The 22,263-nt window shown below is 62.0% G+C and carries 22 protein-coding genes and 1 pseudogene; 10 read left to right on the forward strand and 13 right to left on the reverse strand.

The window, feature by feature from the left end:
• Positions 1 to 351 (reverse strand): annotated as a pseudogene (locus tag ACE04I_RS14720) (ABATE domain-containing protein); the annotation flags it as partial.
• A 65-nt stretch (positions 352 to 416) separates the two neighbouring features.
• On the opposite strand from ACE04I_RS14720, the gene ACE04I_RS14725 reads away from it, so the two are divergent.
• Entirely contained in the window at positions 417 to 1,313 is an 897-nt protein-coding gene (locus tag ACE04I_RS14725) for an ABC transporter permease subunit (protein ID WP_487207242.1), read from the forward strand.
• On the opposite strand, the gene ACE04I_RS14730 is transcribed toward ACE04I_RS14725, so the two are convergent.
• From ACE04I_RS14730 to ACE04I_RS14750, 5 genes are all read right to left on the reverse strand, one after another.
• On the reverse strand, positions 1,314 to 1,769 hold the full coding sequence (locus ACE04I_RS14730; protein WP_487207243.1) for a molybdenum cofactor biosynthesis protein MoaE: 456 nt from the start codon (positions 1,767 to 1,769) through the stop codon (positions 1,314 to 1,316).
• Between the two features lie 202 nt (positions 1,770 to 1,971).
• The gene (gene moaD, locus ACE04I_RS14735; protein WP_046792859.1) at positions 1,972 to 2,229 is read right to left on the reverse strand and encodes a molybdopterin converting factor subunit 1; all 258 of its coding nucleotides are present in this window, start codon (positions 2,227 to 2,229) and stop codon (positions 1,972 to 1,974) included.
• Positions 2,226 to 2,813, reverse strand: a complete 588-nt coding sequence (pgsA, locus tag ACE04I_RS14740) for a CDP-diacylglycerol--glycerol-3-phosphate 3-phosphatidyltransferase (RefSeq protein ID WP_046792858.1) — start codon at positions 2,811 to 2,813, stop codon at positions 2,226 to 2,228. The genes moaD and pgsA overlap by 4 nt, the downstream gene beginning before the upstream one ends.
• 115 nt (positions 2,814 to 2,928) lie before the next feature.
• Positions 2,929 to 4,965 (reverse strand): excinuclease ABC subunit UvrC, encoded by a 2,037-nt coding sequence (uvrC, locus tag ACE04I_RS14745; RefSeq protein WP_046792857.1) that lies wholly within the window; start codon positions 4,963 to 4,965, stop codon positions 2,929 to 2,931.
• Positions 4,962 to 5,732 (reverse strand): SDR family oxidoreductase, encoded by a 771-nt coding sequence (locus ACE04I_RS14750; protein WP_046792856.1) that lies wholly within the window; start codon positions 5,730 to 5,732, stop codon positions 4,962 to 4,964. Before ACE04I_RS14750 ends, uvrC begins: the two co-directional genes overlap by 4 nt.
• A gap of 363 nt (positions 5,733 to 6,095) precedes the next feature.
• Between ACE04I_RS14750 and ACE04I_RS14755 the strand changes: the two genes are divergently transcribed.
• Entirely contained in the window at positions 6,096 to 6,737 is a 642-nt protein-coding gene (locus tag ACE04I_RS14755) for an outer membrane protein (RefSeq protein WP_046792855.1), read from the forward strand.
• A gap of 67 nt (positions 6,738 to 6,804) precedes the next feature.
• Here the strand turns inward: ACE04I_RS14755 and ACE04I_RS14760 are convergent, their stop codons facing one another.
• Positions 6,805 to 7,401 carry a glutathione S-transferase gene (locus ACE04I_RS14760; protein ID WP_046792854.1) on the reverse strand — a complete coding sequence of 199 codons (597 nt, stop codon included), beginning with the start codon at positions 7,399 to 7,401 and terminating at the stop codon, positions 6,805 to 6,807.
• Between the two features lie 24 nt (positions 7,402 to 7,425).
• The gene (locus ACE04I_RS14765) at positions 7,426 to 8,097 is read right to left on the reverse strand and encodes a ribonuclease T2 family protein (protein WP_046792853.1); all 672 of its coding nucleotides are present in this window, start codon (positions 8,095 to 8,097) and stop codon (positions 7,426 to 7,428) included.
• 90 nt (positions 8,098 to 8,187) lie between these two features.
• Between ACE04I_RS14765 and ACE04I_RS14770 the strand changes: the two genes are divergently transcribed.
• The gene (locus ACE04I_RS14770; RefSeq protein WP_046792852.1) at positions 8,188 to 9,153 is read left to right on the forward strand and encodes a lysylphosphatidylglycerol synthase domain-containing protein; all 966 of its coding nucleotides are present in this window, start codon (positions 8,188 to 8,190) and stop codon (positions 9,151 to 9,153) included.
• Positions 9,154 to 9,267: 114 nt separating this feature from the next.
• Here ACE04I_RS14770 and ACE04I_RS14775 read toward each other — a convergent pair whose 3' ends face one another.
• The gene (locus tag ACE04I_RS14775; protein ID WP_046792851.1) at positions 9,268 to 10,116 is read right to left on the reverse strand and encodes a 23S rRNA (adenine(2030)-N(6))-methyltransferase RlmJ; all 849 of its coding nucleotides are present in this window, start codon (positions 10,114 to 10,116) and stop codon (positions 9,268 to 9,270) included.
• A gap of 83 nt (positions 10,117 to 10,199) precedes the next feature.
• Between ACE04I_RS14775 and ACE04I_RS14780 the strand changes: the two genes are divergently transcribed.
• Together ACE04I_RS14780 and ACE04I_RS14785 are read left to right on the forward strand one after the other, a co-directional pair.
• Complete coding sequence (locus tag ACE04I_RS14780; RefSeq protein ID WP_082118225.1) at positions 10,200 to 12,338, forward strand: molybdopterin-containing oxidoreductase family protein; 2,139 nt, start codon at positions 10,200 to 10,202, stop codon at positions 12,336 to 12,338.
• On the forward strand, positions 12,335 to 12,931 hold the full coding sequence (locus ACE04I_RS14785) for an NUDIX domain-containing protein (RefSeq protein WP_046792849.1): 597 nt from the start codon (positions 12,335 to 12,337) through the stop codon (positions 12,929 to 12,931). The genes ACE04I_RS14780 and ACE04I_RS14785 overlap by 4 nt, the downstream gene beginning before the upstream one ends.
• Positions 12,932 to 12,937: 6 nt before the next feature.
• Here ACE04I_RS14785 and ACE04I_RS14790 read toward each other — a convergent pair whose 3' ends face one another.
• The 4 genes from ACE04I_RS14790 to purM form a co-directional block, all read right to left on the reverse strand.
• Complete coding sequence (locus ACE04I_RS14790; protein WP_046792848.1) at positions 12,938 to 13,453, reverse strand: RES family NAD+ phosphorylase; 516 nt, start codon at positions 13,451 to 13,453, stop codon at positions 12,938 to 12,940.
• Positions 13,450 to 13,767 carry an antitoxin Xre/MbcA/ParS toxin-binding domain-containing protein gene (locus ACE04I_RS14795; protein ID WP_487207247.1) on the reverse strand — a complete coding sequence of 106 codons (318 nt, stop codon included), beginning with the start codon at positions 13,765 to 13,767 and terminating at the stop codon, positions 13,450 to 13,452. The genes ACE04I_RS14790 and ACE04I_RS14795 overlap by 4 nt, the downstream gene beginning before the upstream one ends.
• Positions 13,768 to 13,878: 111 nt before the next feature.
• Positions 13,879 to 14,538 carry a phosphoribosylglycinamide formyltransferase gene (purN, locus tag ACE04I_RS14800; RefSeq protein WP_046792846.1) on the reverse strand — a complete coding sequence of 220 codons (660 nt, stop codon included), beginning with the start codon at positions 14,536 to 14,538 and terminating at the stop codon, positions 13,879 to 13,881.
• Positions 14,535 to 15,608, reverse strand: a complete 1,074-nt coding sequence (gene purM, locus ACE04I_RS14805; RefSeq protein ID WP_046792845.1) for a phosphoribosylformylglycinamidine cyclo-ligase — start codon at positions 15,606 to 15,608, stop codon at positions 14,535 to 14,537. Before purM ends, purN begins: the two co-directional genes overlap by 4 nt.
• 451 nt (positions 15,609 to 16,059) lie before the next feature.
• On the opposite strand from purM, the gene ACE04I_RS14810 reads away from it, so the two are divergent.
• From ACE04I_RS14810 to ACE04I_RS14830, 5 genes are all read left to right on the forward strand, one after another.
• The gene (locus tag ACE04I_RS14810) at positions 16,060 to 17,241 is read left to right on the forward strand and encodes an AI-2E family transporter (protein WP_046792844.1); all 1,182 of its coding nucleotides are present in this window, start codon (positions 16,060 to 16,062) and stop codon (positions 17,239 to 17,241) included.
• Entirely contained in the window at positions 17,238 to 17,945 is a 708-nt protein-coding gene (gene hdaA / locus ACE04I_RS14815; protein ID WP_046792843.1) for a DnaA regulatory inactivator HdaA, read from the forward strand. Before ACE04I_RS14810 ends, hdaA begins: the two co-directional genes overlap by 4 nt.
• Positions 17,942 to 20,200, forward strand: a complete 2,259-nt coding sequence (locus ACE04I_RS14820; protein ID WP_487207244.1) for an RNA degradosome polyphosphate kinase — start codon at positions 17,942 to 17,944, stop codon at positions 20,198 to 20,200. Before hdaA ends, ACE04I_RS14820 begins: the two co-directional genes overlap by 4 nt.
• 5 nt (positions 20,201 to 20,205) lie before the next feature.
• Entirely contained in the window at positions 20,206 to 21,726 is a 1,521-nt protein-coding gene (ppx, locus tag ACE04I_RS14825) for an exopolyphosphatase (RefSeq protein WP_046792841.1), read from the forward strand.
• A gap of 265 nt (positions 21,727 to 21,991) precedes the next feature.
• Positions 21,992 to 22,240, forward strand: a complete 249-nt coding sequence (locus ACE04I_RS14830; protein ID WP_046792840.1) for a hypothetical protein — start codon at positions 21,992 to 21,994, stop codon at positions 22,238 to 22,240.
• Positions 22,241 to 22,263: the final 23 nt, after the last annotated feature.

Consider the following 22,263-nt stretch of genomic DNA (forward strand, 5'->3'; position numbering starts at 1 on the left):
CCCCCCCGCCGACCCGCTCGCCTTGCGCAACATGGCGGCGGCCTTTTCCAGGAAGTCCGCAAGCAGGCCGTCGTGATCCTGGCCCAGGGCGCGAGCTCGGAAATAGCGGTCGATCGCTTCGCGCAGCGCCAGAAATCCCGTTCTGTTGTCCGGCTCCACCGGTGCGAGTTCCCCGAATAGAGCCCGCTCGGCGGAGAACCGGTTTGCCGCATCCCCGAATGCGTCCAGCTGTTCCGGCATGGCGAAACGGTCGACGCTGCGGGCAGGATCGACGCGGAGGATGACGCTGTTGGCGACATCGAGCGCCAGCGCGCCGCCGGCAAAACGATGCGGGGTCCAGGAAAAGCTCATGCGATGATTATAACTGGCAAATGATGTTTTGCCAGTTATAATCATGGCGGTTCCGGGAGATGCGCGTGGCCTATTTCCTGCAGCAGGTGGCGAACGGTTTTCCGCTGGCGGCTCTCTATGCGGCGCTGGCCTTCGGCTATGCCATCGCCTTTGCGGTGACGAAGCGGGCGGATATCACCTATGGGGCAATCTTCGCCTTTTCCGGTCACCTCTACCTGCTCTTCACCCATTTCGGCTGGAACAGGCTGTGGCTGGTGCTGCCTGCCGCTCTTGCTCTCGGGGCCGCGGGGGCGCTTGCCGGCGGTGCCGGTGCGGGGGTGGTTGTCGGGCGTTTGGTGATGCGGCCTCTGGCAAGGGTTTCCCCGAACGCCATGATCGTGGTCTCGCTCGGCGTGCTGCTGGTGCTCATGGAAGGTGCGCGCCTTGCCGCCGAGACCCGCGAACTCTGGCTGCCGCCACTTCTCAACAAGCCTATCGTCTTCTGGTCGGGCACCGGGTTCCCGGTCAGCCTGACCGTGCTGCAGGTCATCAACGTCGCCGCCATGCTGGCGATGATCGCGGCTGGTCATCTGGTGCTGAGCCACGGGGCATGGGGAAGAAAGTGGCGCGCCGTGGCGGACGATCCCTTGGCGGCGGAACTCACCGGCACCAATGCGGACGGCGTCTTTCTCATGTCCTATGCTGCTGCAGCGCTTTATGCCTCCGCCTGCGGGATATTGGCGACCTCCTATTACGGCACGATGGATTTCGGCGCCGGGCTGCTTTTCGGGCTGAAGGTGGTGCTGATCGCCGCAGCGGGAGGCCATTCGCACCCGTTGCGATCCGCAGCCGGTGCCGCAGTCATCGGCTTTGCCGAAACGCTATGGAGCGGCTACGGCCCGATCCTCTGGCGCGATCTGGTGATCGTGTCCATGCTCGTCCTCGTGCTGGTGACGAGCCGGCGGGAGAGGGCGATGCCTTGATTATTTCCACTTCTCGCGCGCCGCGTCGTCGGCATCCTTGGCCGAGACCCAATCGCCTTGCGAGCCATCGGCTCCATGCTCCTTCTTCCAAAAGGGCGCGGAGGTTTTCAGGAAATCCATCATGAAGTTCGCGCCATCGAAGGCTGCCTGCCGGTGCGGCGCGGCAGCGATGACGAGCACGATGTTCTCGCCCGGCCGTATCTTGCCGTAGCGGTGGACAGCCGTGAGGCCGAGAAGCGAAAAGCGTTCGATGGCGAGCTTGCCGATGCGAAGCATTTCCGCCTCCGCCATGCCGGGATAATGCTCGAGTTCGAGCGCCGAAAGCGCGCCCTGTTCGTCGCGGCAAAGCCCGGTAAAGGTGACGACGGCGCCTATATCCCTGCGCCCCGCTGTCAGCGCATCGATCTCGGCCTGCAGGTCGAAATCTTGCGATTGAACGCGGATGGTGGGGCTCATGAGCGTACCTCGCTTTTCCCCGCGGCGGCATCCCAGGATAGTCCGTCATTCCTGTGCTTGTCACAGGAATCCAGCCACGGCGCGTCCGTGCCGCGAATGAATCTCTTCTCAACGAGTCTCTTGCGCCCAAGGACTTGGGCGCGCTGGATTCCTGTGACAAGCACAGGAATGACGGAGCATGAGGCTTGCTCCACCATCCTCATCATCCACCCGTCATCGGCGGGAAAATGCCGATTTCCCGCGCTCCGGCGATCTTTTCCGAGTGTTCCACATGCTCCTGATCGATCGCCACCCGGATCACCTCGGGAAATTGAAGCGCGTTCTCATATTCATCGCCCAGCGTCTTCAAATGATTCAGCAAATCGCGCACGGTGACGACATCGGCAGGAAGCTCGATATCCTCTTCTCCCTTGCCGATCCGTTCGCGTACCCAGGCGAAATAGACGAGTTTGGTGTTCATTCCTCTTCCACCAGATGCTTCAGCCCGGCCCGGAAATAATCGTACCCGGTGTAGAAGGTCAGAAGTGCTGCGACCCACAGGAGCACGATGCCGAGCTCGGTAATATAGGGCATGATCTTGTCGCCCGCAGGACCGGCGAGCAGGAAGGCGATGGCTATCATCTGGATGGCGGTCTTCCACTTGGCGATGCGGGTCACCGGCACCGAAACCTTGAGGGCGGCCAGATATTCACGCAGGCCCGAAACCAGGATTTCGCGGCAGAGAATGGTGATCGCCGCCCAAAGCGACCACCCGGCGATCGTCTGATCGGCGGCAAGCAGCAGGAGCACGGCAGCGACCAGCAGCTTGTCGGCGATCGGGTCGAGCATGCGGCCGATATTGGAGGTCTGGTTCCAGATGCGGGCGAGATAGCCATCGAGATAATCTGTGATCGAAGCGACGACGAAGATCCAGAACCCTGCCCAGCGGGCGAAATCGGAACTCTGCAGCCGTCCTTCGACAAAGAAGCAGAGCACGATGATGGGCACGGCCACAATCCGCGCATAGGTGAGGAGATTCGGGATGTTGTATGCGCGGGAAGCCATGGAAGACCTTATTCGTTCTTGCACTGCCTAGTTGATGCCTTGCGGGCCTAGCGTCAACCGTCTTTTCCGGAGGAGGACGAACAGCCGCGCCTGATATCCCGGACCAAGGCCCCAATCAGCCGGCACGGTTCTCATGAAAGTGATTGTAAATCTGTTTCGCGACCGCCTCTGAAATGCCTTCCACCGCCATCAGGTCCGAAAGCCCGGCACGCGAGACGGCCTTCGCCGTGCCGAAGTGCTGCAGGAGCTTGCGCTTGCGGCCCGGCCCGATGCCGGAAATCTCGTCCAGCGGGTTCTTAATCATTTCCTTCTTGCGTCGAGCCCGGTGCGAGCCGATGGCGAATCGGTGCGCCTCGTCTCGCAGGCGCTGCACGAAATAGAGCACCGGATCGCGCGGCGGCAGGGAGAAATCGCTGCGGCTCTCCATGAAGAAGCGCTCGCGGCCGGCATCGCGGTCGACGCCCTTCGCCACGCCGATCGCGGTCACCACGTCGCGGATGCCGAGTTCGTCGAGAATGGCGCGAACCGCCGTCATCTGCCCCTGGCCGCCGTCGATCAGGATCACGTCCGGCCAGGCGGGGAAGGCGACGTCAGCCGCCTCTTCGCTCTCGGCGGCGGCCGTGCTCCGGTCGGGCAGGCCTTCTTCCTTGATGAGGCGGCTGAACCGGCGGGTCATCACCTCGCGCATCATGCCGAAGTCGTCTCCAGGGGTGATGTCGGTCGATTTGATGTTGAACTTCCGGTACTGGTTCTTCACGAAGCCTTCCGGCCCCGCCACCACCATGCCGCCGACGGCATTGGTGCCCATGATATGCGAGTTGTCGTAGATCTCGATCCGGCGCGGCATGTAGGGCAGGCCGAAGGTCTCGGCAAAGCCCTGCAGCAGCCGCGCCTGCGAGGCGGTCTCCGCAAGCTTGCGGCCATGCGCCTCGCGGGCGTTCGCCAGCACATGGCCGGTGAGGTCCTTCTTCTCGCCCCGCTGGGGCACGGAGATCGACACCCTGTGGCCGGCCTTTTCGGAAAGCGCCGTGGCGAGCAGCTCCTGTTCCTCCACGGTTTCGGAAAGCAGGATCTGCCGAGGCACCGGCTTGTCGTCGTAGAACTGGGCAAGGAAGGCGTTGAGCACTTCCGCACCCGAAAGCTGCGGATCGGCCTTCGGGAAATAGGCGCGGTTGCCCCAGTTCTGGCCGGTGCGGAAGAAGAAGACCTGGATGCAGGAGAGCCCGCCCTCGTGATGGATCGCGAAGACGTCCGCTTCCTCCACGCTTGCCGGGTTGATGCCCTGGTGGCTCTGCACATGGCTCAATGCCGCGAGCCGGTCGCGATAGACGGCGGCGCGCTCGAAATCCAGGTCCTCGGAAGCCTCCGCCATCTGCATGGCGATCGCCGATTTCACGTTCTGGCTCTTGCCTGAAAGGAAATCCTTGGCCTCGCGCACCAGCTCCGCATAGCCCTCGTCGCTGACCTCATGCGTGCAGGGGCCGGAACAGCGCTTGATCTGGTAGAGCAGACAGGGGCGGGTGCGCGTCTCGAAGACGCTGTCGGTGCAGGTGCGCAGCAGAAAGGCCCGCTGCAGCGAATTGATGGTGCGGCCGACGGCGGCTGCGGATGCGAAGGGGCCGAAATAATCGCCCTTTCGCGCACGCGCGCCGCGATGCTTGAAGATCGCAGGCGCACGGTGGTCGCCGGTGATGAGGATATAGGGAAAGGACTTGTCGTCGCGCAGCAGCACGTTGAAGCGCGGGCGCAGGCGCTTGATGAGGTTCGCCTCGAGCAGCAGCGCTTCGGTCTCCGTCCGGGTCGTGACGAATTCCATATGCGTCGTTTCGCGCACCATCCGCGCGATGCGGTTGGAATGCACGCGGCCCTGCGCGTAGTTGCCGACACGCTTCTTGAGGCTGCGGGCCTTGCCGACATAGAGCACGTCGCCCGCCTCGTTGAACATGCGGTAGACGCCCGGCGCGTTCGGCAGGTGCTTGACGAATTCGGCGATGAGCTCGGCGCCGTTGAGGCCGCTCTCGTTCTTGAGGGCCTCGTTCCAGTCGATCGCGGCGGATCCCTCGCTCACCGATTCCGGCGCCAGGATCTCGTCGTCGTCCTCTTCCGATTCGTCGTAGATAACGCCGCCGTCAGGCAGCTTCGTACCGTTCATTCCATGATCTCCGCCACGTCCGGCGTCTCCCACGCCAGATGTTGGCCACCGTCGAGGGCAATCATTTGGCCCGTGATCGAGGGCGTGTCAAAGAGAAAGCGGATCGTCCGGCCGAACTCCTGCGGCTCGGGTCCACGCTTCAGAAGTAGGCCTTCCGTCTGCCTTTTGAAAGCGTCGCCATCCTGTCTTTCGCTCTTGAATGTCGGGCCGGGACCGATCGCGTTGACGCGCACCCTCGGGGCGAAGCTCTGGGCGAGCGTCTGCGTCGCCGTCCAGAGCGCCGCTTTCGAAAGGGTGTAGGAATGGAAGCGCGGATTGAGCGCCCAGACCCGCTGGTCGATGATGTTGACGATCAGGCCCTCCGCTTCCGCCGGCAATTGCCGGAAGAAGGCGGCCGACAATATGGAGGGCGCGCGCACATGGATCGCGAAATGCGTATCGAAGGTCTCCGGGTCGAATTGCTGGCCGCTGTCGTTGCGGAAGACTGAGGCGTTGTTCACCAGAAGGCCGACCGGCCGGCCGAGCGCTTCGGCCGCCTTTTTCACGAGCGTGGAGGCTTCCGCAGTTTCAGCGAGGTCGGCGCGGATGGCCGCCGCCGCATGGCCTTCTTGCCTGAGATCCGCCGCCAGCTTTTCCGCGTCCTCGATGGAGCCGTTGGCGTGGATGGCCACCGCAAATCCATTCCGGGCGAGATCCTGGCAGATCGACGCGCCGATCCGCCTCGCCGCTCCGGTCACAAGGGCCGTCTTCAATCGTTCAAAGCTCAAAACGTTTCCTCTTTCCCGGCGCAACTGCCGTTCTTCTCCATATATAAGTGAAGAGCCGGCGAATGAAGAGCGTTGCTCGAAAGGGCCGGTGATGCCGATGGCGAGATTTACTTGAAAGTTAAGGTGTGTTAAGGGATGTAAACGGATGTATATTTCAGTTAATCTTTGCGCAAGGTTAATGAAATACATGTTGCCGCAAAGCAACATCAAAATTTAGCCGTCTGGCCGCCACAATCAATTCACATTTCGGCTCTTCCATTTCCTCATTTCACGACCATCTTCCTCCTCAGCGGACCGGGAACAAATGGCTTTCGACCGTGTTTGTCGAAATGCTTCCTGGCGAAGCATAAAAGGAGAAATTGAATGCGTATTTTCATCGCAACCCTTATGGCCTCGACTGTCAGCTTCGCGGCTCTTTCCGTTGCCAACGCGGCTGATGCGGTAGACCAGATTCCGGAAGCTCCGGTTGCGGTTGAAGAGCCGGCACCCGTGTCCAACTGGGCAGGCGCCTATATCGGTGCTTACGGCAACTACGACTGGGGCCGTTTCGGCAGCGGCGACTATGACGCCGATGGTGCCGGCGGTGGTGCCTTTGGTGGTTACAACTGGCAGAACGGCCAGATCGTCTACGGTATCGAAGGCGATGTCGGCTATTCCAAGCAGGACCAGACGATCCTCGGTGGCGCGGTTGACGCCGAATCCACGTGGGGCGGCTCTGTTCGCGGTCGCGTCGGTTACGACATGAACCCGTTCCTGCTCTATGGTACGGCCGGTGTGGCCTTCCAGAACAACGAGCTGAAGGACGCTACCTCGTCCGACGACAAGACCTCGGTCGGTTACACGGTCGGTGCCGGTGTCGAAGCCTTCGTCACCAGCAACATCACTGCCCGCGTCGAATACCGCTACACGGATTTCGGCTCCAAGGATTACAATCTTGACAGCGGCCGCGTTTCCCGCGGCTTCGACGACCACAGCGTCAAGGTCGGTATCGGCGTCAAGTTCTAAGCCTCCCAAGACCAAACTAAGAAGCCGGGATCTCGATCCCGGCTTTTTTTGTGCCCGTTTGGTGAGTTCAGGCTGCCGCGCGCATGGCCGGATACTCGGCGAAGCGCTTCGTGAAGACATCCGGCCATGCGGCGAGCGCCGGGCGCCCTTCCGCCCATTGTCCGGCGAAGCGCAGGTCCAGGTAGCCGATCAGCGCAGCCAGCGCGAAGTGCCCGCCGTTCAGCTTCTTGCCCGTCTTCGGCAGGTTGTTCTCCAGGTAGTCGAGGCCCCGCATCACCTTTTCCCACTGCTTGTCGATCCAGGGCTGGTGGATCCTGTCCTCCGGGCGGTAGCGCCGCTCGTAGACGATCGCCAGCAGACAATCCATGATGCCGTCGCAGAGCGCTTCCAGCACTTCCACGTCGGTCCTCTTCTCGTCCTTCCTCGGGTAGAGCTTTCCGCCCGAAAGCCGGTCGAGATGGTGCATGATGGCGACGCTGTCATAGACCGGCGGTTCGCCGTCACGGATCAGCACCGGGATCTTGCCGAGCGGATTGTTGTGGACGAGTTCCGGCGGGTTGGCATTGGTATCGGTCTTCACCTCGGTAATCTTGAGCCCGAGATGGCGGGCTGCCATGCGAACCTTGGCGGAATAGGGGGAGGCGGGCGAATAGAGAAGTCTCATGATCCTTCCTTCTGATTCAGGCATTCAGCGAATGGTTGGCAAGGTGATGCGGCTCGCATTGCAGCCGTTGCGATCGACTTCGGCGCAATCGCGGAAGCGGAGGTCCTTGGTGAGGCAGATGCGGATTTCCTTGAGCTGTCGCCTTTCGCAGCTTGCCGCGATGCCCCGGCGCGTCAGGCCGGGATTGGCTTCCATGAATTTCCGCTCGATCTCCTCGGAAGAGAGCGTCCTTGCCGTTTCTCCCCGCGCGAGATCGGAGGGCAGCGTGATTCTTTCGAAGGCTTCGCGAACCCTGGCGAAATAATCGCGCTGGGTAAGCCCCGTGCAGCGCCCGTGCTTGCGCCATTGATGGCCGATCAATCCCATCGAGGGCATGATGTCGAACATCCGCTCGCCCACCGATCGCGGCACGCGGCCAGGCTCGCCGTTTTGGCAGAACTCCGGATAGCCCCTTTCGAATTGCGGCCAGAGCCCGTGCACGATGAAACCGTGATCCGCCGCACCGCCGCATTGCTGCTCGTTGCGGCCGCTGCCGTCGATGCTGCAGAAGGTCGGCGACCAGGAAAGGGAAAGCACGTAGAAATCGAAGACGCCTGCGCGGTCCTGCGCTTTTGCCCCAGGGGAAAAGGCAGGGGCAAGGGTGAGAAAACCGGCAAGGAAAACGGCAAATGTGGTCCGCAAAGGTTGATCGGCCAAGGGCTTGGCCCCTAGAGTGAGGAGGCGAGCCGCGGCTTTACCGCGATCGGTTCGGCTCCAGGGGGACAGGAAGGGGAACGGCAAAATCGGATGACCTTGAAGAAATATTTCTGGCCCGTCGTCGGCGCGGTGACCATAGCGGTTTCGGCATGGCTTCTCTACAAGGAATTGCGGGGGCTTTCCCTTGAGGAACTCGGTGAAAGCCTGGCGGCGATTTCGACGCGAAACTGGATATTGTGCGGCGTTTCGACCCTGCTCGCCTATGCGGCGCTGGCCGGATATGACCGCATCGCGCTCATGCATCTCGGCCGGAAGGTGAACTGGCTTTTCATCACCATCTGCTCCTTCACCACCTATGCCCTTTCCCACAATGTCGGCGCGTCCGTCGTCTCGGGCGGCGTGGTGCGCTACCGCGCCTATTCCTCCAGGGGGCTGACGCCCGCGGAGATCGGCATCCTGATTGCGCTGTGCTCCTTCACCTTCGTGCTGGGGACGGTGCTGCTTGCCGGCATAGTGCTCATTCTCAAGCCGCATATCACGGAACGCTTCGGCGACCTCTTGCCCGTGACCGCCTCCTCGGCCACCGGTTATGTGGTGCTCGCGCTCGTTGCGCTTTACGTTGCAGGAAGTTTTCTGAAAATGCGGGCGCTGACGATCGGTCCGTTCAAGATCGTCTATCCGTCGCCGCGTGTGGTGCTGCCGCAATTGATCATCGCGCCGCTGGAATTGATCGGCGCCGCCGGAATCATCTATTTCGCGCTTCCGGAGGCAGGCAATCCCGGCTTTGTCGTCGTGCTGGGCATCTTCCTCCTCTCCTTTTCGGCCGCGCTGATCTCGCATGTGCCGGGCGGGCTCGGCGTGCTCGAACTGGTCTTCGTGATGGGACTGCCGGACATGGACCCGGCCGATGTCATCGCTGCGCTCCTCGTTTTCCGGCTGTTCTACCTGCTCATCCCCTTCGCGATCGCGCTCGTGGTGATCCTCTTCTTCGAACGCTCGCAATTCCGGGCGCAGCACCCGCCGGATATGGAGCGCGGCAAGCAGCATTCTCCCTGAGCAATTCAAGGAAAAGTGGGAACCGGTTTTCCGTCCGGAATTGCGTGTACTAAAGGGGGCAATTCCAGGAAAAGTGGGAACCGGTTTTTCGTCCGGAATTGCGTAAGGAAGAACCTATTCTGCGCGCAGCCAGAAGGCGCGCTGCGAGGCGAAACGGTCCTGCGCCATCACCGTCTTGAGGAAAGGCAGCAGCGCGTGCAACTCGTTCTTCAGCGTGAAGGGCGGGTTGACGATGATGAGTCCCGAGCCGATGAGGCCCGTCGTCTCCCGGTCGCTCTTCACGATGAGTTCCGCGCAGAGCATCTTGGGAATCTCCAGCGCCTGCAGTTCCTCGTGGAAGGCCTTGATCGGCGCGCCTTTCTTCAGCGGGTACCAGAGGCAGTAGGTGCCGCCCGAAAAGCGCTTATAGGCGTTCGCCAACCCGTTCACGATCCGCTGATATTCGCCCTCTTCCTCGAAGGGCGGATCGACCAGCACGATGCCACGTTTTTCCTTCGGCGGCAGATGCGCGCCGAGCGCTAGCCAGCCGTCGAGTTCGGTGACGCGCACCTGGAAATCGCCTTCGAAAAGACGGGCGAGGCGGCCGTGGTCCTCCGGGTGCAGTTCCATGGCTGAAAGCCGGTCCTGCGGCCGGAAGAGCATGCGCGCCAGCTTCGGCGAGCCCGGATAGAGCTTCATCGCACCACCGGGGTTCAGCTCCTTCACGGCGGCGAGATAGGGCTCCAGCAACTCGGCGATGTCGACCGGAAGCTCCGCTTCCATCAGCCGGCCGATGCCGTCCCGCCATTCGCCCGTTTTCTGCGCTTCCTCGGAGGAGAGATCATAGAGCCCGATGCCCGCATGGGTGTCGAGCACGCGGAAGGCCTTGTCCTTCTTCTGCGCGTAGCGGACCAGCCGCGCCAGAATGGCGTGCTTCAGGACATCGGCGAAATTGCCCGCGTGATAGATATGGCGATAGTTCATCGTGGCTGCTGTCTCGCCTCAATTAATTTGATGCAGCGCAAATGGCGCTTTTTGAGTGGCTACGCATGCAATATAGAAAAGCTATGAACGTTGCGACCCCGATCACCGCCAAAACTTCCGTCAATCACTCGACCGTCGGGCATACCGTCTGTCCGCACGACTGTCCCTCGGCCTGCGCGCTGGATGTCGACCTTACCCCTGACGGCCGCATCGGCCGCGTGCGCGGCTCGGCCGAGAACACCTATACGGCCGGCGTCATCTGCGCCAAGGTCGCGCGCTATGCCGAACGGCTCTACCACCCCGGTCGCCTGATGGTGCCGCAGCGGCGCACCGGAGCCAAGGGCGAGGGGAGCTGGCAGGAGGTTTCCTGGGAAGCGGCGCTGGACGAGATCGCCGAGGCCTTCGTCAAGGCGGAGGCCAGGCACGGCACGGAAGCGGTCTGGCCCTATTTCTACGCCGGCACCATGGGTCAGGTGCAGCGCGATTCGATCGAGCGCCTTCGTCACGCCAAGAAATATTCGGGCTTCTTCGGCACGATCTGCACCAACATGGCCTGGACCGGCTATGTCATGGGCACCGGCGCGCTTCGTGGTCCCGATCCGCGCGAGATGGCGAAGGCCGATTGTGTGGTGATCTGGGGCACCAACGCGGTCTCCACCCAGATCAATGTCATGACCCATGCGGTGAAGGCCCGCAAGGAACGCGGCGCGAAGATCGTCGTCATCGACATTTATGATAACCCCACCATGAAGCAGGCGGACGTCAAGCTCGTACTGCGTCCCGGCACCGATGCGGCGCTCGCCTGCGCCGTCATGCACGTCGCCTTCCGCGATGGTTATGCCGATCGCGAATACATGGCCAAGTTCGCCGACGATCCCGCCGGATTGGAAGCGCATCTCAAGACCCGCACGCCGGAATGGGCTTCCGCCATCACCGGCCTGCCGGTGGAAGAGATCGAAGCCTTCGCCCGGCTCGTCGGCACCACGAGGAAAACCTTCTTCCGCCTCGGCTACGGTTTCTCTCGCCAGCGCAACGGCACCGTCGCCATGCACTCGGCACTTTCGGTCGCCACCGTGCTCGGCTCATGGCAATACGAGGGCGGCGGTGCCTTCCACAACAATGGCGAGATATTCCGCTTGAGCAAGGCGGAGCTGATGGGCACCGCCTACGCGGACCCGGACATCCGCATGCTCGACCAGTCGCAGATCGGCCGGGTGCTGACGGGCGATCCCGAAGCTCTGCGTCATCGCGGGCCGGTGACGGCACTCCTCATCCAGAATACCAATCCGATGAATATCGCGCCGGAACAGCGCCTCGTCCGCCGCGGTTTCATGCGCAATGATCTCTTCGTCGCCGTACACGAGCATTTCATGACCGATACCGCCAAGGTGGCGGATATCGTCCTGCCGGCAACCATGTTCGTGGAGCATGACGATCTCTACCGCGCCGGCGGCCAGCAGCACATCCTGCTCGGCCCGAAGCTCACCGAGCCGCCGCCGACAGTGCGCACCAATCTCTTCGTCATCGAGGAATTGGCCAAGCGCCTCGGCGTCGATCACTTCCCCGGTTTCGGCCTCAGCGAGCGCGAGCACATTGATCGCATTCTGACGGGCAGCGGCTGGCCAGGATATGATGCGCTCAAGCAAGATAAGTGGATCGACGCCCAGCCGGATTTCGAGACCGCCCACTTCATCAAGGGCTTCGGCTATCCGGACGGCAAGTTCCGCTTCAGTCCGGATTGGGCAAACGGCCCGTCGCCGGATAAGCCGCCCGCGAGCGTCGGGCCGCTCGGCCCCGTCGCGGCGCTGCCGAAATTCCCCGACCACGTGGAGGTGATCGAGGTGGTGGATGCGGAGCATCCATTCCGGCTTGCGACCTCTCCCTCGCGCAGCTTCCTGAATTCCTCCTTCAGCGAGACGAAGAGCTCCTATGAGCGGGAAGGGCGGCCGGACGTGATGATCGAGCCGACCGATGCCGAGCGGCTCGGCATCGTCGATGGTGATATCGTTCGCCTCGGCAACAAGCGCGGCGAAATCCGCCTGCATGCCAGGATCGTTCCGGGCGCCCGACCGGGCGTGCTGATTGCCGAAGGGCTATGGCCGAACAGCGCCCATCTCGATGGCGAGGGCATCAACGTGCTGACCGGCGCCGATCCTGTCGCGCCCTATGGCGGCGCGGCCGTTCACGACAACCGCGTCTGGCTGCGCAAGGACGCCGCATGAGCGAGCAGAGGTCTCGGGTGGCGATCCTCGGCGAGTGGACGCTTTCCAATGGATGGACGCGGCTGTCGAACTATGATGTGGATTACACGGATCGGGCCGGTGAGACCCATCGGCTGAAACGCGAAGTCTATCATCGCACGCCCGCCGCCTGCATCCTGCTCCATGATCCGAAACGGGATGTCGTGGTGCTGGTGAGGCAATTTCGTCTTCCGCACCATCTCCTCGGCGGTGAGGGCTGGATGATCGAGGTGCCGGCCGGTCTTCTGGACGACGACCATCCGGAGGATGCGATCCGCCGCGAGGCTATGGAGGAGACCGGCTACCGCGTCCGCGATGTCCGGTTCCTCTTCAAGGCCTTCCCATCACCCGGCGCGGTTACCGAGGTCGTCCACTTCTTCTTTGCTTCCGTTGATCTCGCTGACCGGGTGCATGACGGCGGCGGGCTCGCCGAGGAGCACGAGGATATCGAGGTTATGGAAGTGCCGCTGGATCAAGCCCTGAGCATGGTCGGGAAAGGCGAGATCTGCGATGCCAAGACGATCATGCTGCTCCAATGGGCGGCATTGAACCGGCCTGTAATCTCATCCGGTTAAGCGATTCTATTCCCAGGATCTTTGGTTCTTTGGCAGTCGGCCTGTCGGATCGATGACTGTTACCTTGTGCGGCAGGGCGGTGTCCCATTGCCAGAGGACCAGGTTCGTGACTGAAGGTCCAGCCCGGTGAGCAAAGGATGGTACGAGAATTCCGGCATGGGTGATGCTGAGCTTCTCGTGGACCTCCCATGAACCGGGCCGTTTATTGTCCGAAAGAGCGCTTGCCCATGCAGAACCCATGAGCTCGAGAGAGATGCTGTGCGCCTCTTGGGCGGCTTTATCCGTGAGATCGGCAATACCTTCGCAGTCGACCTCGTAGGAGCAGATCGTCAGGGGGTGGATTTTATGGCCAAAGCCTTGGCTGGCTTCGATGATGGCACCCTCAATGGAGGTCGAAAGATAAAGGGCAGGGACGCTTTTGGGATTGAAGCGGGCGCCCCGGATCGCCGCTCCATCACCAGATAGCGGACTCATTGCCCAGCGAGGGTCATGAGCTCGATAGCAGACACCTTGGAACCTCAAGCAAAACCGCCGAGTGCCAGGTGATCGAGGTAATCCCGAAGGGCGGCAGCCTTGCCGTTTTTCACAACGCTTTCGGCGGTCCTGCCGCCGAAAGCTGGAAGGGGCTCGGCCCTATACCATGCCAGTGCCTGCCGCTCGCTGCCTGCCCAGTCGCTCACGCGATGGATGATCTCGGCCATCTCGCCGATGCGTGCAGCGACGGCCGGTGCTTGAGCCCGTTCCTTGCGTTGCAGAGTATTGACCGAGAGACCGGCCGTTTCCGCAAGTTCCCTTTTGGAAATGCCGAGGCGTGAGGATACCGCTTCGATTTCCATCGAAGGCGCTTCCTGAAAGGCTTCGGCTTGACGTTTGTTTGGCATGTATGCCTCTTGTACGTAATTCACGTACAAATTTACGTCGAAAACGTAGTTTTGTCGATGGCTGTGTTAAGGCGCGGGAGATATCAATCTCGCCTCGTCCTTCAGCGGCAAGTCTACGCCGACAACCCTTCCGCCCTCCATCCGAGCCTTGCCCTCGGCAACCAGCCGCAGCGAAAGCGGATAGAGCTTGTGCTCGATAGTCAGCAGGCGGGCGGCGAGCGTCTCGGCCGTATCGCCGGGAAGAACGGGAACGACGGCCTGGCCGACGATCGGGCCTTCGTCCATCGCTTCGGTCACGAAATGCACCGTGCAGCCGGCCACCTTCATGCCGGCATCGAGCGCGCGCTGATGGGTGTGAAGGCCGGGAAACAGCGGCAAGAGGGAAGGATGGATGTTGAGGATGCGGCCTTCGTAGCGGTTGATGAAATCCGCCGAAAGCAGCCGCATATAACCGGCCAGGCAGAGGATATCCGGCGAAACCTCGTCGAGTGCCGCGAAGATCGCCGCCTCGTGCTCGGCCTTGCTTGCGAAATCCTTCCGCTCGAAGGCGAACGTCCTGATGCCGCGCGCCCTGGCCTTTTCCAGTCCGCCGGCATTCGCCGTGTCGGAAATGACTGCCACGACCTCCGCCGGAAAATCGGCAACCGCGCAGGCGTCAGCGAGCGCCACCATGTTGGAGCCGCTGCCGGAAATGAAGATGACGACGCGTTTCTTAGCCGAACTCATAGGCCAAGCGTGCCCTTGTAGATGACGCCGGCTTCGCCCTCGGCGCGCGCGGCCATCCGCCCGAGCGGCACGACAATCTCGCCTTCCTCGGTGAGGATATCCGTGACGGCCTGCACATTCTCAGCGGCGACGACCACGATCATGCCAATACCGCAGTTGAAGGTGCGCAGCATTTCCTTGGCTTCCACGCCGCCGGTCTTGGCGAGCCAGGAGAAGACGGGCGGCACGGGAATGGAATCGAGATCGATTTCGGCCGCGAGGTTCTTCGGCAGCACGCGCGGAATGTTCTCCGGGAAACCGCCGCCGGTGATATGCGCGAGAGCCTTCAGCGCGCCTGTTTCGCGGATCGCCTTCAGGAGCGGCTTCACATAGATGCGGGTGGGCGTCAGCAGCGCCTCGCCGAGCGACTTTCCGGTGAAGAACGGCGCCGGCGCATCCCAGCCGAGGCCGGAAAGGGCGACGATCTTGCGCACCAGCGAGAAGCCGTTGGAATGCACGCCCGAAGAGGTGAGGCCGAGGATCGCATCGCCTTCGGCTATGTCGCCGACCGGCAGAAGCTGGCCGCGCTCGGCCGCCCCCACGGCGAAGCCCGCCAGGTCATAGTCACCGTCGGAATACATGCCCGGCATTTCGGCCGTCTCGCCGCCGATCAGCGCGCAGCCCGCCTCGCGGCAGCCGGCGGCAATCCCGTTGACGATCGCCGCGCCCTGGTCGGGGTCGAGCTTGCCGGTGGCGAAATAATCGAGGAAGAAGAGCGGCTCGGCGCCCTGCACCACGAGATCGTTGACGCACATGGCGACGAGATCGATGCCGACGGTATCGTGGAAATCCGCGTCGATCGCGATCTTGAGCTTGGTGCCGACGCCGTCATTGGCCGCGACGAGAACAGGGTCGGTGAAGCCGGCGGCCTTGAGGTCGAAGAGCCCGCCGAAGCCGCCGATCTCGCTGTCGGAGCCGGGGCGGCGGGTGGAGCGCACGGCCGGCTTGATCTTCTCCACCATCAGATTGCCGGCATCGATATCCACGCCCGCATCGCTATAGGTGAGACCGTTTTTGCCCGGCTCGCTCATCGTTCGTCTCCAATGAATTCTATAGCGGCTCGCAATTGCACGAGATGGTGCGATATGCAAGCGTCAGCGCCGGTTTTGAAAGCTTTTCACCGCTTGATGCCGCCTGGCTTTGCGAGGACCAATCGACATTCAGGGTTTGGAGCGCGGTATGAGGGAAAATCGTTCAGTTCTAGGAGCCAAACCGACGATGGAGCCAAACTCCATCTAGGGTTGGCGACGCAGAAATGGGCGATTTTCACCATATCCCTTCGGGACGCGGCGGATTTCGCGCCTTGCTGCGTCGAACCGCCCTCGTGGAGTTATGCTCCACCTCGGTCGCTTCTCCTTGCCATCCACGAAATCCGGCTCGCGCCGCGCCTGAAACCTGAGTGTCGATTGGTCCTAGTCTTGACCTTGCGGGCAGCATCATCCTATCCCTGACCCGGCCCGGCCAACTCGAAGGGACGCAGAGATGCCATACCATGTCAGCGGCGCGAGCCTCAGGCGCCACATCCTTTTCTGGATCGGCGCGCTCCTCGTCTTCGTTCTTTTCCTGTGGGCATTCCGCACCATCCTTCTGCCCTTCGTGGCCGGCATGGCGCTCGCCTATTTCCTCGATCCGGTGGCCGATTGGCTCGAGCGGCGGGGCTTGAGCCGCCTTATGGCTTCGGTGGTCATCCTTGTCAGCTTCGTCCTGATTTTCGCGTTGTCGCTGATGATCGTCATCCCGATCATCGTCAATCAGTTCACCGAGTTCGCGGCTGCTCTTCCAGGCTATGTCTCTCAGTTGCAGCAATTGATCGCCAGCCCCGAAAACTCGATCCTGCCAGGCTGGATCAGCGCCCAGATCGAGACGATGAAGCAGAACTTTTCCGAGGTGCTGGGCCAGGGCGCCGGCTTCATCGGCACGTTGTTCACGCAGATCTGGAATTCCGGCAAGGCGATCGTCGACGTCGTTTCCCTGTTGATCGTCACGCCGGTCGTGGCCTTCTATATCCTGCTCGATTGGGACCGGATGATCGCCAAGGTGGATGGCTGGGTGCCGCGCGACCAGACGTCTACCGTTCGCCGCCTTGCCCGCGAAATGGACGAGGTGATCGCGAGCTTCGTGCGCGGGCAGGGCTCCATCTGCATCATCCTCGGCATCTTCTATGCGGTCGGCCTTTCTCTGGTCGGGCTCAATTTCGGTCTCCTGATCGGCTTCATCGCCGGCATGATCAGCTTCATCCCCTATATCGGCTCCTTCATCGGCCTCATCATGTCGGTCGGCTTGGCGTTGGTGCAGTTCTGGCCGGATTATACCTGGATCATCGCGACGGCGGCCGTCTTCTTCGTCGGCCAGTTCATCGAGGGCAATTTCCTGCAGCCGAAGCTGATGGGCTCGCGGATCGGCCTGCATCCGGTCTGGCTCATGTTCGCCCTCTTCGCCTTCGGCGCCATGTTCGGCTTCGTGGGGCTGCTGATCGCGGTGCCCGCGGCCGCCGTGGTCGGCGTCCTTGTCCGCTTCGCGCTCTCGCGCTATCTTGAGAGCGATCTTTATTACGGTCGGTCGGCAAGTCTGCCATGGGAGGATGGCGGGCCGCCGCCGGTACTGGAGCATTCCGCGACAGGCCCGGAGACAGCCGGCCAGACAAACACCCAGAAGACAGAATGAACGAAACAACCGAGTGGGAGCGGCAGCGCCAGGAGCAATTGCCGCTCGCTTTTCAACATGATTCCGCCAGCGGCCGGGAGGACCTCCTCGTTTCCGGCCCGTTGAATGCTGCGGTCTCGATCGTCGACGATTGGCCGGCCTGGCCGGCACCCGTCGTCGTGCTGGCAGGTCCCGTCGGCTCGGGAAAATCCCATCTCGCCAATATCTGGAAGGAAAAGGCCGGCGCGGCCGATATCCATCCGCTTGCCGGTTCCGGCGCGGTGGAGCTTGCGGCCGCCGGCCCGGTTCTCTTCGAGGATGCGGATCGTCGCGGCTTCAGCGAAACGGAGCTCTTCCACGTCATCAACAGCGTGCGGGAGAACGGCCACAGTCTTCTGATGACCTCGCGTCTCTGGCCCGTCTCCTGGTCGGTCACCCTGCCGGACCTCCGCTCGCGGCTGAAGGCGGCGACCGTCGTGGAGATCGGCGAGCCTGACGAGGAACTCCTGGCCCAGGTGATCGTGAAATTGTTCGCCGATCGCCAGCTTAATATCGATGACAAACTTGTCGGCTACATCGTTAACCGGATGGAGCGTTCGCTCGGAGCGGCCCAGACGATCGTTGACCGGCTGGATCGTCTGGCGCTTGCCCGCGGCACGCGGATTACACGACCGCTTGCCGCCGAGGTCCTGAACGACCTCGGAAATGCCTCCGCCGACGATTGACTGTCACAGTTCCATCGTCAAATTGTTATACGGCCGGACAAGGGCAAGCCCAGGGGTGGATCATGGATTCGATGACGACGGAAACGCATCAGCAGGAAAGTGCTACGGCCGGGAATTTCGATGACCTGTTGAACAGTCCGGAGCGCTTCATCAACCGCGAATTCTCCTGGCTCCAGTTCAACCGCCGGGTTCTGGAAGAAACGCTGAATACGGCTCACCCGCTTCTGGAGCGGGTGCGCTTCCTGTCGATCTCGGCGGCGAACCTCGACGAGTTCTTCATGGTGCGCGTCGCCGGCCTCGAAGGGCAGGTGCGCCAGGGCATCGTCGTGCGCAGCCCGGACGGCAAGTCGCCTGCCGAACAGCTCGATGCGATCCTTCAGGAGATCGATAACCTCCAGATGGAGCAGCAGGCTTCGCTCGCGGTCCTGCAGCAATATCTCGCCAAGGAAGATATCCTCATCGTGCGGCCCGCCGCGCTATCGGCGGAAGACCGCACATGGCTTGCCTCGGCTTTCGATGACGAGCTCTTCCCGGTCCTGACGCCGCTCGCGATCGATCCGGCCCATCCTTTCCCCTTCATTCCCAACCTCGGCTTCTCCATGGGCCTGCAGCTCGAAAGCATGCACGGCAAGGAGCCGATGACGGGTCTGTTGCGCCTGCCGCCGACGCTCGACCGCTTCGTCCGCCTTCCCGATGATGCGAACACCATCCGCTACATCACGCTGGAGGATGTCGTCGGCATGTTCACCGACCGGCTCTTCCCCGGTTATGTGGTAAGGGGAGCAGGCACCTTCCGCATCATTCGCGACAGCGATATCGAAGTCGAGGAAGAAGCCGAAGACCTCGTCCGCTTCTTCGAAAGCGCGCTCAAGCGCCGCCGCCGAGGCAAGGTCATCCGCATCGAGACCGACAGCGAGATGCCCGCCTCGCTCCGGCAGTTCGTGGTGCAGGAACTCGGCGTGCCGGAAAATCGCGTCGCCGTCTTGCCCGGCCTTCTGGCTCTCAACACGCTGTCGGAGATCACCAAGGCCCCGCGCAACGACCTGCGGTTCGAAACCTACAATGCCCGATTTCCCGAACGGGTCCGCGAACACGCCGGAGATTGTTTCGCCGCCATCCGCGAAAAGGACATGGTGGTCCACCATCCTTACGAAAGTTTCGACGTGGTGGTGCAGTTCATTCTTCAGGCGGCGCGTGATCCGGATGTTCTGGCGATAAAGCAGACGCTTTACCGCACCTCGAACGACAGCCCGGTCGTCCGCGCGTTGATCGACGCGGCCGAGATGGGCAAGTCGGTGACCGCGCTGGTGGAGCTCAAGGCCCGATTCGACGAGGAGGCCAATATCCGCTGGGCGCGCGACCTGGAACGCGCCGGCGTGCAGGTCGTCTTCGGCTTCATCGAGCTCAAGACTCACGCCAAGATGTCGATGGTGGTGCGCCGCGAGGAAGGCAGGCTCAGGACCTACTGCCATCTCGGCACCGGCAACTATCACCCCGTCACCGCGAAGATCTACACCGACCTTTCCTTCTTCACCTGCAATCCGAAGATCGCCCACGACATGGCGAACGTCTTCAACTTCATCACCGGCTACGGCGAGCCGGAGGAGAGCATGAAGCTCGCAGTCTCGCCCTATACGCTGCGTCCGCGCATCCTCCGACACATCGAGGAAGAGATCTGCCACGCTGAGAACGGCAAGCCGGCGGCGATCTGGATGAAGATGAACTCGCTGGTGGACCCCGACATCATCGATGCGCTCTATCGCGCAAGCCGGGCCGGCGTGGAAGTCGATCTCGTCGTGCGCGGCATCTGCTGCCTGCGGCCGCAGGTGCCGGGGCTTTCGGACAACATCCGCGTCAAGTCTATCGTCGGCCGCTTCCTGGAGCACAGCCGCATCTTCTGCTTCGGCAACGGCTATGGCCTGCCTTCGGACAAGGCGCTCGTCTATATCGGCTCCGCCGACATGATGCCTCGAAACCTCGACCGCCGGGTCGAGACGCTGGTTCCGCTCCTGAACCCGACGGTGCACGAGCAGGTTCTTTCACAGATCATGCTGGGCAACCTGATTGACAACCAGCAGAGCTACGAGATATTGCCGGACGGTACCTCCCGGCGCATGGAAGTGCGCAAAGGCGAGGAGCCTTTCAATGCTCAGCATTACTTCATGACCAATCCTAGTCTGTCCGGTCGTGGAGAAGCTCTGAAATCGAGTGCTCCGAAACTGATCGCCGGTCTGATGTCCGGACGCAAGAAATAGGCAATATGGTTCGATCTGAAGCCCAGGGGCGTCTTCCGGGAATCGCCCCTGTCTCCGTCATCGACATCGGCTCAAACTCCGTCCGTGTCGTTATCTACGAAGGCCTGTCGCGCGCGCCGACCATCCTTTTCAACGAAAAGGTCATGTGCGGTCTCGGAAAGGGGCTGGGGTCCACCGGACGCATGGACGAGGAGGCGGTCGGCCGGGCGCTGGCTTCCTTGCGGCGTTTCAAGGCGCTGTCCAGCCAGGCGCGCGCCACCGACACCTACGTTCTGGCGACTGCCGCCGCCCGCGAAGCCTCCAACGGACCCGAATTCATCCGTGCGGCCGAGGAAATCCTCGGCCAGGAAGTGCAGGTCCTTTCGGGCGAAGAGGAAGCGCGGTTTTCCGCGCTCGGCGTCATCAGCGGCTTTCATGATACGGACGGCATCGCCGGAGACCTCGGCGGCGGCTCGCTCGAACTCATCGACATCAGGGGCGCGCAGTTCGACCGGGGTATCACGCTGCCGCTCGGCGGCCTGAGACTTTCCGAAATTTCCGGCAATTCTCTTTCGCGGGCGCGGGCCTTCGCCAGAAAGCAGGTCGGGACCGCCCGTTTCCTGAAGAACGGAGAGGGCCGCACCTTCTATGCCGTCGGCGGCACCTGGCGAAACATCGCCAAACTCCACATGGAGGTAACCCGGTATCCGCTGCACATGATGCAGGGATACGAACTTCCTCTGGACGAGATGCTGAATTTCCTCGACCAGATCATCAAGTCGAAGGACAGCAAGGACCCCGCCTGGCAGGTCGTCTCGAAAAGCCGCCGCGCGCTGCTTCCCTTCGGGGCCGTCGCCATGCAGGAAGTGCTCGGTGCCATGAGGCCCGCGCGGGTGAGCTTTTCCGCGCAGGGCGTGCGCGAGGGCTATCTCTATTCGCTGCTGCCCGATGACGAGCGCGATTCCGATCCGCTTCTCGTCGCCGCCGATCAGCTCGCCATCCTGCGCGCCCGTTCTCCCGAACATGCCCGCGAGCTTGCCGAGTGGACCGGCCGCATGGTGCCGGTCTTCGGCATCGAGGAGACGGAAGAGGAGAGCCGCTATCGCCAGGCTGCCTGCCTGCTGGCTGATATCAGCTGGCGCGCGCATCCGGATTATCGCGGACTGCAGGCGCTGAACCTGATCGCCCATTCCTCTTTCGTCGGCATCACCCATGCCGGCCGCGCCTATCTGGCGCTCGCCAACTATTACCGTTTCGAAGGCCTGAACGACGACGGCGCCACCGGGCCGCTCGCGACGATCGCCACGCCGCGCCTGCTCGATCTCGCCAAGCTCCTCGGCGGCCTCCTGCGCGTCGTCTATCTCTTCTCGGCATCCATGCCGGGCATCGTGCACGACCTGAGCTTCCGGCCATCCTCCGATCCGAACCTGGATCTCGAATTCGTCGTGCCGGCGAAGTACCGGGATTTTGCCGGAGAAAGACTAGACGGCAGGCTCCAGCAGCTGGCGAAACTCACCGGCAAGCGCCTGGCGTTCAGGTTCGAATAGGGTCAGTTCACCGGTTTTTCAAATCGACGTGAGAGCTCTTGCACGGATCTTTTCAAGAGCCTGTGAATGGCGAATATCAGATGCAAGTCCTTGAAAAAATTGGCCTCAGGTAGAGCGCATTGCGGCGCTTTCGATTGTTCGCAATTGCGAAATAGAGAGGTCGCAAAAACGGTCATTGCAAATCCTGCATCGAGATCCGACCTGCGGTGCATGTCGAGCAGCTCCCAACTGGCTCGACACATAAAAGCATCAAAAGGATACGATCATGAAAAAGACACTTGCAGCCGCTCTTTTTGCTGCCCTGGCAAGCTCTTCGGCAGCCTTCGCATTGGAACCCATTCCCGGCAGCATCACCTATGGCGGTGAACCGGCATCCCGTTTGGAAAAGGCTCCCGTCGGCAGCCCGGTTTTCCACCGCTTTACCAGCAATGGCACGGAATACTCCGAGATCTATCGCATCCAGCCTGATCGCAGCCTGAAACTGGTCAATCGGTCGACCCTTAACGACAGCTGATTGACCGCAAACGAAGAGGCCCC

The organism is Rhizobium moroccans (assembly GCF_057559155.1).

Excerpts from the sequence above, each read along its gene's own strand:
- purM (WP_046792845.1), bottom strand. The coding sequence starts at position 15,608 with ATGAGCGAGCCGGGCAAAAACGGTCTCACCTATAGCGATGCGGGCGTG.
- ACE04I_RS14730 (WP_487207243.1), bottom strand. The coding sequence starts at position 1,769 with ATGAGCCCCACCATCCGCGTTCAATCGCAAGATTTCGACCTGCAGGCC.
- ACE04I_RS14760 (WP_046792854.1), bottom strand. The coding sequence starts at position 7,401 with ATGAGACTTCTCTATTCGCCCGCCTCCCCCTATTCCGCCAAGGTTCGC.
- hdaA (WP_046792843.1), top strand. The coding sequence starts at position 17,238 with ATGAACGAAACAACCGAGTGGGAGCGGCAGCGCCAGGAGCAATTGCCG.
- ACE04I_RS14795 (WP_487207247.1), bottom strand. The coding sequence starts at position 13,767 with ATGGAAATCGAAGCGGTATCCTCACGCCTCGGCATTTCCAAAAGGGAA.
- uvrC (WP_046792857.1), bottom strand. The coding sequence starts at position 4,965 with ATGAACGGTACGAAGCTGCCTGACGGCGGCGTTATCTACGACGAATCG.
- ACE04I_RS14810 (WP_046792844.1), top strand. The coding sequence starts at position 16,060 with ATGCCATACCATGTCAGCGGCGCGAGCCTCAGGCGCCACATCCTTTTC.
- ACE04I_RS14830 (WP_046792840.1), top strand. The coding sequence starts at position 21,992 with ATGAAAAAGACACTTGCAGCCGCTCTTTTTGCTGCCCTGGCAAGCTCT.
- moaD (WP_046792859.1), bottom strand. The coding sequence starts at position 2,229 with ATGAACACCAAACTCGTCTATTTCGCCTGGGTACGCGAACGGATCGGC.
- ACE04I_RS14775 (WP_046792851.1), bottom strand. The coding sequence starts at position 10,116 with ATGAACTATCGCCATATCTATCACGCGGGCAATTTCGCCGATGTCCTG.
- ppx (WP_046792841.1), top strand. The coding sequence starts at position 20,206 with ATGGTTCGATCTGAAGCCCAGGGGCGTCTTCCGGGAATCGCCCCTGTC.
- ACE04I_RS14780 (WP_082118225.1), top strand. The coding sequence starts at position 10,200 with ATGAACGTTGCGACCCCGATCACCGCCAAAACTTCCGTCAATCACTCG.
- purN (WP_046792846.1), bottom strand. The coding sequence starts at position 14,538 with ATGAGTTCGGCTAAGAAACGCGTCGTCATCTTCATTTCCGGCAGCGGC.
- ACE04I_RS14785 (WP_046792849.1), top strand. The coding sequence starts at position 12,335 with ATGAGCGAGCAGAGGTCTCGGGTGGCGATCCTCGGCGAGTGGACGCTT.
- ACE04I_RS14755 (WP_046792855.1), top strand. The coding sequence starts at position 6,096 with ATGCGTATTTTCATCGCAACCCTTATGGCCTCGACTGTCAGCTTCGCG.
- ACE04I_RS14770 (WP_046792852.1), top strand. The coding sequence starts at position 8,188 with ATGACCTTGAAGAAATATTTCTGGCCCGTCGTCGGCGCGGTGACCATA.
- pgsA (WP_046792858.1), bottom strand. The coding sequence starts at position 2,813 with ATGGCTTCCCGCGCATACAACATCCCGAATCTCCTCACCTATGCGCGG.